6 protein-coding genes are annotated in these 7,056 nt (G+C 70.1%); 2 read left to right on the top strand and 4 right to left on the bottom strand.

Annotated elements, in window-relative coordinates:
- From CCN37_RS35490 to CCN37_RS35480, 3 genes are all read right to left on the bottom strand, one after another.
- A partial coding sequence (locus CCN37_RS35490) for an HNH endonuclease signature motif containing protein (RefSeq protein ID WP_143261967.1) occupies window positions 1-1,120 on the bottom strand: 1,120 nt, incomplete at its 3' end.
- Between the two features lie 359 nt (window positions 1,121-1,479).
- Window positions 1,480-2,259, bottom strand: a complete 780-nt coding sequence (locus CCN37_RS35485; protein ID WP_086829482.1) for an ABC transporter permease — start codon at window positions 2,257-2,259, stop codon at window positions 1,480-1,482.
- Window positions 2,256-3,191 (bottom strand): ATP-binding cassette domain-containing protein, encoded by a 936-nt coding sequence (locus CCN37_RS35480; RefSeq protein ID WP_086829485.1) that lies wholly within the window; start codon window positions 3,189-3,191, stop codon window positions 2,256-2,258. Before CCN37_RS35480 ends, CCN37_RS35485 begins: the two co-directional genes overlap by 4 nt.
- A 99-nt stretch (window positions 3,192-3,290) precedes the next feature.
- Between CCN37_RS35480 and CCN37_RS35475 the strand changes: the two genes are divergently transcribed.
- Window positions 3,291-4,055: a TetR/AcrR family transcriptional regulator gene (locus tag CCN37_RS35475; protein WP_086829481.1), complete on the top strand. Its 765-nt coding sequence runs from the start codon at window positions 3,291-3,293 to the stop codon at window positions 4,053-4,055.
- Window positions 4,056-4,184: 129 nt separating this feature from the next.
- Here CCN37_RS35475 and CCN37_RS35470 read toward each other — a convergent pair whose 3' ends face one another.
- Entirely contained in the window at window positions 4,185-4,625 is a 441-nt protein-coding gene (locus tag CCN37_RS35470; RefSeq protein WP_086829479.1) for a hypothetical protein, read from the bottom strand.
- A gap of 246 nt (window positions 4,626-4,871) precedes the next feature.
- On the opposite strand from CCN37_RS35470, the gene CCN37_RS35465 reads away from it, so the two are divergent.
- A partial coding sequence (locus CCN37_RS35465) for a hypothetical protein (RefSeq protein WP_086829476.1) occupies window positions 4,872-7,056 on the top strand: 2,185 nt, incomplete at its 3' end.

The raw sequence follows: 7,056 nt of genomic DNA, 5'->3' as shown, positions 1-7,056 counted from the left end.
AGAAGGGCGCCGGTTCGGCGATCGGCTCCAGTTCCGTTTCGTGCACCCTGCCGCTCGGCGTGATCCACACATGGCTGCCGTCGTCGCGGTTCTCACACCGCCAGTTCGAGTGGGTCTTCATGTTGTGGTGATGGCGGCACTTCGGCCGCAGGTTCCGGATCGTGGTGTTGGTTCCGTCGTAGGGGCGGCAATGATCAACGTCGCAGCGCTGGGCCGGTTGCTGGCATCCGATCGCCGTGCACCTCGGGTAGCGGGCGTTGATCAACTCCCGCTGCTTCGCTGACGGCCGGTAGGTGTCGCTGACCTCTTCTGCCATGCCGGTGGCGGGGTCGGTCAAGATCCGCTTCCAGATGCCGCCTGCGGCGATGTCCTGAGCGACGCTCGTGGGGATCGGCCCGTATCCCGCCAACATGCCGGGGTCGTCGGTCATCCCGAGCAGGGCGGTCACGGGCATCGTGAGGTAGACCATCGTCTGGCCCTGCGGCGCCGGGGTGTCCAGGCCTAGCAACAGATCCCGTGCGACGTCCGCGCGCTTCTGGTCCAACGTTCGGTCGTCCTTCGGCAGGGACTTCGCGATGCGGTCGATGTGGTCGTAGACCATCGCGGTGTCGTGGGCAGTGAAGGCCATCCGGAGTTCGGCCATGCCGTCATCGAGGTTGGTCTTCCACACCAACCGCTCCTTGCGCTTCTCCTCGTGACGACGCTCGGCCGCCTTCGGGTCGAGCTTGTGGATCAACGTCTGAGCACGGCGCCGCGCCGAGGTGTAGGTACGGGTCGGCGCGTAGGCCAACAGCTCCGCCTCCGCGATCGAGGCTTGCGGCTCCTTCAGGACGCTGACTTGGTCGACGATGAGGCGGGCTTTGCCCTCATCGATCACCCCCGCCGACAGAGCCGCCAACACCAACGGGCGTTCGGTCAGCTCGGCGGCGTTGGACAGGATGCGATCCGCCGCGCGTCGGGAGATGTGCAGGGAGGAGGCGACCTCATTCTGCACATACCGGTAATCACGATCGTCAGCAGCGACATGGAATTCGATCAAGGCCGTGGCGAGTTCCGCTTTCGCATGACAAAGAGCAGCATGTTTCGCCTCAACCTCGACCAACAGTTCATCGAGGGTCATGCCTCGATTCTACCCTCGAATTCGAAACGATCATGGCTCTAAAGAATGAATTCCCAGGCGCCCCGTCGCCCGAAAAACGCAACCCCCGCGAAACAGAACACGCGACTGGAACGGTCGGCTTTACCTGGGGTGCGCGTGCCATACGCTCGCGCGAGGGCCGGGTTCACTACCCGTGCCCCTGTAAGGCCCAGGGGCACGCGCAAGGGGCCCCCAGGTCAAGCCGACCCACCGCTGGAACCAGCAGTGGGTCGGAAGCCCAGCCGGGTCCAGCTGGAAGCCCAGCCGGGTCCAGCTGGAAGCCCAGCCGTACCCCAGCCAGGAAATCCAACCGCACCCCCCACCCAAAGAGCTAAAAAGCCCTACACCCCCAACCCGCGATACCTCCGCACAGCCAACGGCAAGAACACAGAAACCAACACCACCGGCCACACAACTGCGAACACCACCGCGTTATCAGCCACCCAGGAACCCCCAACCCCGGGATTCCCGAACAATCCCCGGCAAGCCGCAACAGTCGCCGACAACGGATTCCACTCCGCCACCGCCCCGACCCACCCGGGCATGGTCTCCGGCGAGACGAACGCACTGGACAAGAATCCCAACGGCCACACCAGAATCTGCGCAGCCGCCAAAGCCTCCGGTCCTCGCATCAACAATCCGACGTAAATCCCCACCCAGATCAACGCGAATCGCAACAGCAGCAGCAACCCGAACGCCAGCAGTGTCGCCCCGACACCGCCGTGCGACTGCCACCCGACGAGCAGCCCGCACACGACGAGCACGACGAGCACCGCTGCCGCGTTGAGCATGTCGGCGCAGCTGCGCCCGAGCAGCACCGCCGAGGACGCCATCGGCATGGAGCGGAACCGATCGGTCACTCCGCGCTGGGCGTCGGCGACCACGGCGGCCATGGTCGACTCCATGCCGAAGACCATGGTGAGCGCGAACATCCCGGGCATCAGGAACTCGCGGTAGTTCCCGCCGCCGGGCACGCTCAGCGCTCCGCCGAACAGGAATCCGAACATGAGCACGGTCATCACCGGGAACAGCAGCCCGATGACCACCGGGGTGGGCTGGGCGATCCAGTGCCGCAGGTCGCGCTGGGTCAACGTCCACGTGTCGGCGGCGAGCCTGTTCACGCGGCCTCCTTCCCGGTCAGGCGCAGGAAAACCTCGTCGAGGGTGGGGCGGCGCAGCGTGACGTCCTCGACGTCGACGCCCGCCCCGTGCAGTGCGGTGACCGTCCGGGTCAACGCCTGCACGCGATCGGAGACGAGCGCTCCGATCATGCGAGTGTCCTTGTCCACCAACGGTTCCGAGCCGGTCGCGGTGGCGATCAGCGAGGCGGCTCGCGCCAGCTCCGACGCCTCGTGCAGCACCACCTCGATCCGGTCTCCGCCCAGGTCCGCCTTGAGCGCGGCCGGGCTGCCCTCGGCGATCACCCGGCCCGCCGCGATCACCGCGACGTGATCGGCGAGCTGGTCGGCCTCCTCCAGGTACTGCGTGGTCAGCAGCACCGACGTGCCCGCGGCGACGAGCGCGCGCACCTCCTCCCAGACCTCGGCGCGGCTGTGCGGGTCGAGGCCCGTGGTGGGCTCGTCGAGGAACAGCACCTTCGGCGCGCACACCAGGCTCGCGGCGAGGTCGAGCCGCCGCCGCATCCCTCCGGAGTACTTGCCGACCGCCCGGGTCGCCGCGTCCACGAGGCGGAAGCGCTCCAGCAGTTCCTCCGCCCGCGCCCGCGCCGCACGCGGCCGGAGCCCGTGCAGCCGCCCGAACATCGTCAGGTTGTCGCGCCCGCTCAGCACCTCGTCCACCGCCGCGTGCTGCCCGACGAGGCCGATGCTCGCGCGCACCTTCCCCGGCTGCGTCGCGACGTCGAAGCCCGCCACCTCCGCCCGCCCGGAATCGGCCCTGAGCAGCGTGGTCAGCACCCGCACGGTCGTCGTCTTGCCCGCGCCGTTCTGCCCGAGCAGCCCGAGCACCCGCCCCGGCGCCAGGTTCAGGTCCACGCCGTCGAGCACCACCGTGTCGCCGTAGCGCTTGGTCAGGCCCTCCGCGCGGACCGCCATCTCCGTTCCCACTCGCACCCCTTCGTCGTCGTACGTTGTACCGTACACCGTACCGAGAAGCTACGATGGCCTTGTCGTCGACGGAGCGGAAGGCGTTACATGCGCACGGAGTACAGCGGCACCGGAGACCCGGCCAGGAGCCTCGCCCTGCTGTGGCGCACCGCCGAGCGCAGCGCGCGCAAGGGCAAGACCGACCTCAGCGTCGACAGCATCGTGCGAGCCGCGATCGAGGTCGCCGACCGCGACGGGCTCGGCGCGCTGTCCATGCGCCGCGTGGCCGAGGAACTCGGCGTCGGCACGATGTCGCTCTACACCCACGTCCCCGGCAAGGGCGAGCTGTTCGACGTCATGCAGGACACCGTGAACGCCGAGACCGCCCGCCCCGATCTCGGCGACCAGCCGTGGCGCGCCCGCCTCGACCAGGTCGCACGCGAGAACCACAAGCTCTACCTGCGGCACCCGTGGCTGCTCCAGGTCGCGGCGAACCGCCCCGTGCTCGGCCCGAACCTGATCGCGAAGTACGACTACGAACTGCGCGCGGTGGACGGGATCGGCCTGAGCGCGGTCGAGATGGACTCGGTGATCACCCTGGTGAACGGCTTCGTGCACGGCGCGGCCCGCACGAGCCTGGACGCGGCGCAGGCCGAGCAGCGCACCGGCATGACCGACGAGAAGTGGTGGCAGGCGCACCAGCCCTTCCTGGCGCGCATGTCCGACGCCGAGAACTACCCCGTCGCGGCGGCGGTCGGCACGGCAGCGGGCGAGGCGCACAACGCGGCGGTGAACCCCGACCACGCCTTCGAGTTCGGTCTGGAGCGCATCCTCGACGGCATCGAAGCCCTCGTGACCCGCCGCACCGGCTAGAGCCGTCCTGCAAACCCCGGGGCGGCGCTGACGCCGTTCCGCCTGGACAGGCTCTGGACACTGCCCTGACGCGGAGACGCCGAGCGCCCCGAACCCACCGGGGGCGCGGGGCGGTCGGCGTCGGTGCGACTACAGGTTCTCGCCCCAGCCGCCCTGGATCATGGTCTGGAAGAGCCACTTCCCGTCGACCTTGACCAGGATGTCGGCGTAGCGCACGTCCTGCGAGCCCTCCGCGGTGGTGAACCGGGCCTCGGTCACCACGACGACGAGCTTGTCGGTCAGGAAGATCGGATTCCGGACCGACTCCATCGTGACGTCACCGCCACCGCCGACGACGTGCCCCATCGACTCGACGAAGCCCTCTCGCGACCACTGCGCCGCCGCGCCGTTGCCCTCGGCCGAGTCGCTGACCACGTTCAACGGGTACAGCGCCATCTCGGCCATCTTCTCGACCGCGCCCGCGGCGGCGTGGGCGTCGTACTCCGCGAACCACGCGTGCACGCTCGCCACGTCCTGCTCGCCCGGGCTGAACGCGCCGCTGACCGCCACGGACTCCGGAACACCTGACATCTGCTCTCCTCCTCGTTCGCCGTACATCATACCGTACACCATACGACGAATGCGGAGCGTGTTAAGTTCCCGGATCGGGTTCCGGGGTTGTGATTGCGACTCACGCGGTCGAGCGAAGGCGTGCAACCATGTGTGCTGCCTCGTGTCGGTTAGCACCCATCTGGAGGAGCGTTCGTGGTCACGGTGACGGTGAACGTCGCTCCGCAGCGCACCGCCCGCTGACGAGGTTCCGGGGAAGGCCAGGACATGCGAGAGCGACTCGGATTCGACATCGAGGTCTCGCACAACGAGCACCTGCGGCCGGGCGCCCGTGAACTGGACGCCGTGCTCTCGGTGACCGCGTCCCCGCTGGCCACAGCCCCCACCGAACCGCCTTCGGCTGCCGAAGTGATCATCTTCGATGCCTCGGCCCCCGCCGCGCTGGGCGATCTCAAGCACGCCGTGATGGCCGCGATCGACGCGCTGCCGGACGGGGTGGCCTTCGCCGTGCTCGCCGGGGCGCGGATGGCGTTCCCCGTCGGACGGCAACTGTGCCCGTCGACCCCGGAGAACCGCGCCGTCGCCAAGGCGGCCGTCTCGATCGTGACGCCCACCGGAGCACCGGCCGCCCTTGGCGAACAGCTCGCGTTGGCGGACCGGCTCTTCGTCGAGCACGAGGGTGCCGTTCGCCACGCCCTGCTGGTCACGGCCAGTGACAGCGGCGAGTCCGAGCAGGACCTGGCCACCGCCGCCGACGCGTGCGCCGGCCACTTCGTCTGCGACTGCGTCGCGGTCGGCGATGGCGGCGGCATCGGCGGGCTGCGCACGGTCGCCACCCGGCTCGGCGGCTCGGTCGAGCTGGTCCCGGACCCGGCCCGGCTGGCGACGAACCTCGTCAGCGCGGTCTCCGGCGTGCTGGCCAAGTCCGTCACCGACACGGCGATGCGCCTGTGGCTGCCCAAGGGCGCGCGCGTGCGGCTGTTCGAACAGGTCCACCCCGTGCGCGTCGACCTGACGCAGCGGCGCGGACGGCTCGGCTACCGCACCGACGCGTGGGGAGCCGAGCGGCGCGAGTACCACCTGCGCGTCGAACTGGACCCCTCCGGCCCCGGCCAGTCCGTGATCGCGACGCGGGCCAGGCTGGTGCGGCCCGCCGTGGTGAGCGAGCCCGGCGAGTTCGTCCCGCTCGCCGCGGGCCTGGTCACCGCGAGCTGGAGTGAGGAGATCGCCCGTACCCTGCCGCTGGACGAGCGGGTGGCGGACGTGCTCGGCAAGGCAGATCTGGCCAAGGCGGTGCGCGCCGCGCTGGCCGCTCGTGCTGAAGGGAACCTGGTGGCCGCGAACGAACAGTTCAGCGAGGCGGTGCGGCACGCGGCCGAGGCCGGTGACTCCGAGACGCTGAACCAGCTGGACCGGGTCGTGGAGTCCGACCCGGTGACCGGCGCGGTCCGGCTCAAGGAGCAGCCTGCCGCCAACGGCATGTCCGTTGTGCCCAAGCCACCCAAGCCCGCTCGTCGGCGGCGCGCCGTCGTGCAGGCCATCGAGACCACCGTGAGCGCGCCCAGCCCCCGTCCGCGCGGACGGCACCGCCGCGCTGACGACGACATCCTCGACGCCCCTTGGGATTCCGCCGCCGACGAGGCCACCGAACCCGAACGCACTCCTGACCCCGCGCGTGCCGAGGCCCCGCTGCCGCGCGTCGAGATGCCGCCGCCCACCTTCGAGAAGCCGGTCGAGAAGCCGCGAGAAGAACCGGTCGCGGTGTCCGTGGAAACACAAGCCGAAGCGCGAGCCGCTGCGCCGGTCAAAGCCACGGCCACCGCGCCAGTCGATGTGTCGGGCTCAGCGCGGGTCGAAGCTCCGGTCGACGTGCGAGACGCGGCGCCTGTCGAAGCACCCGGCACGACGCCGGTCACCTCGCCCATCACGGCTCGGGTCGACATGCCCATCACGGCGCCGGTCGACATGCCGGTCATGGCGCCGGTCGACGAGCCGGACGCAGCGGGGGGCGATGTGCCGATCACGGCGCTGCCGTCGATCACCGCGCTGCCCGACCTCGAACCGCTGCCCGAACCCGCACCGGCACCGGCACCGGCACCGGCCAAGAAGTCCACAGTGGACAGTTCGGCGAGTTCGTGGGGCGGCTGGCCCTCGCTGCCCGCGAGCCCGAACGGCTCCGCCGCGCGCCAGCCCGGCGCCACCGAGACCACCGTGCTCCAGCACCCGGGCCGCCGCCGCAAGCACGCGCTGCCGACCGGCGAGACCCCGCGCGTCACGAAGCTGCTCTCCCAGGTCACCGCGCCCGAGCCGCAGGCGACGACCGCGCTCCGCCGCGATCCCGCCGCGAAGCCGATCGCCCTGACACCCGTGCCCTCCGCACCACAGAAACCCTTACCTCCCAAGCCTTCCCCGCAGCCCACCGTCGTCGTTCCCGCCCCCGTTGCCCCCAGGT

This window comes from Allokutzneria sp. NRRL B-24872 (genome assembly GCF_002155965.1).
In the GTDB taxonomy this organism is placed as follows: Bacteria; Actinomycetota; Actinomycetes; order Mycobacteriales; family Pseudonocardiaceae; genus Allokutzneria.
The sequence above is the reverse complement of the archived record's forward strand: the minus strand, read 5'-3'. Positions and strand labels throughout refer to the sequence as shown.

Bases quoted from the DNA above. Each gene is read 5' to 3' on its own strand.
- CCN37_RS35480 (WP_086829485.1), bottom strand. From the start codon at position 3,191: ATGGCGGTCCGCGCGGAGGGCCTGACCAAGCGCTACGGCGACACGGTG.
- CCN37_RS35470 (WP_086829479.1), bottom strand. From the start codon at position 4,625: ATGTCAGGTGTTCCGGAGTCCGTGGCGGTCAGCGGCGCGTTCAGCCCG.
- CCN37_RS35475 (WP_086829481.1), top strand. From the start codon at position 3,291: ATGCGCACGGAGTACAGCGGCACCGGAGACCCGGCCAGGAGCCTCGCC.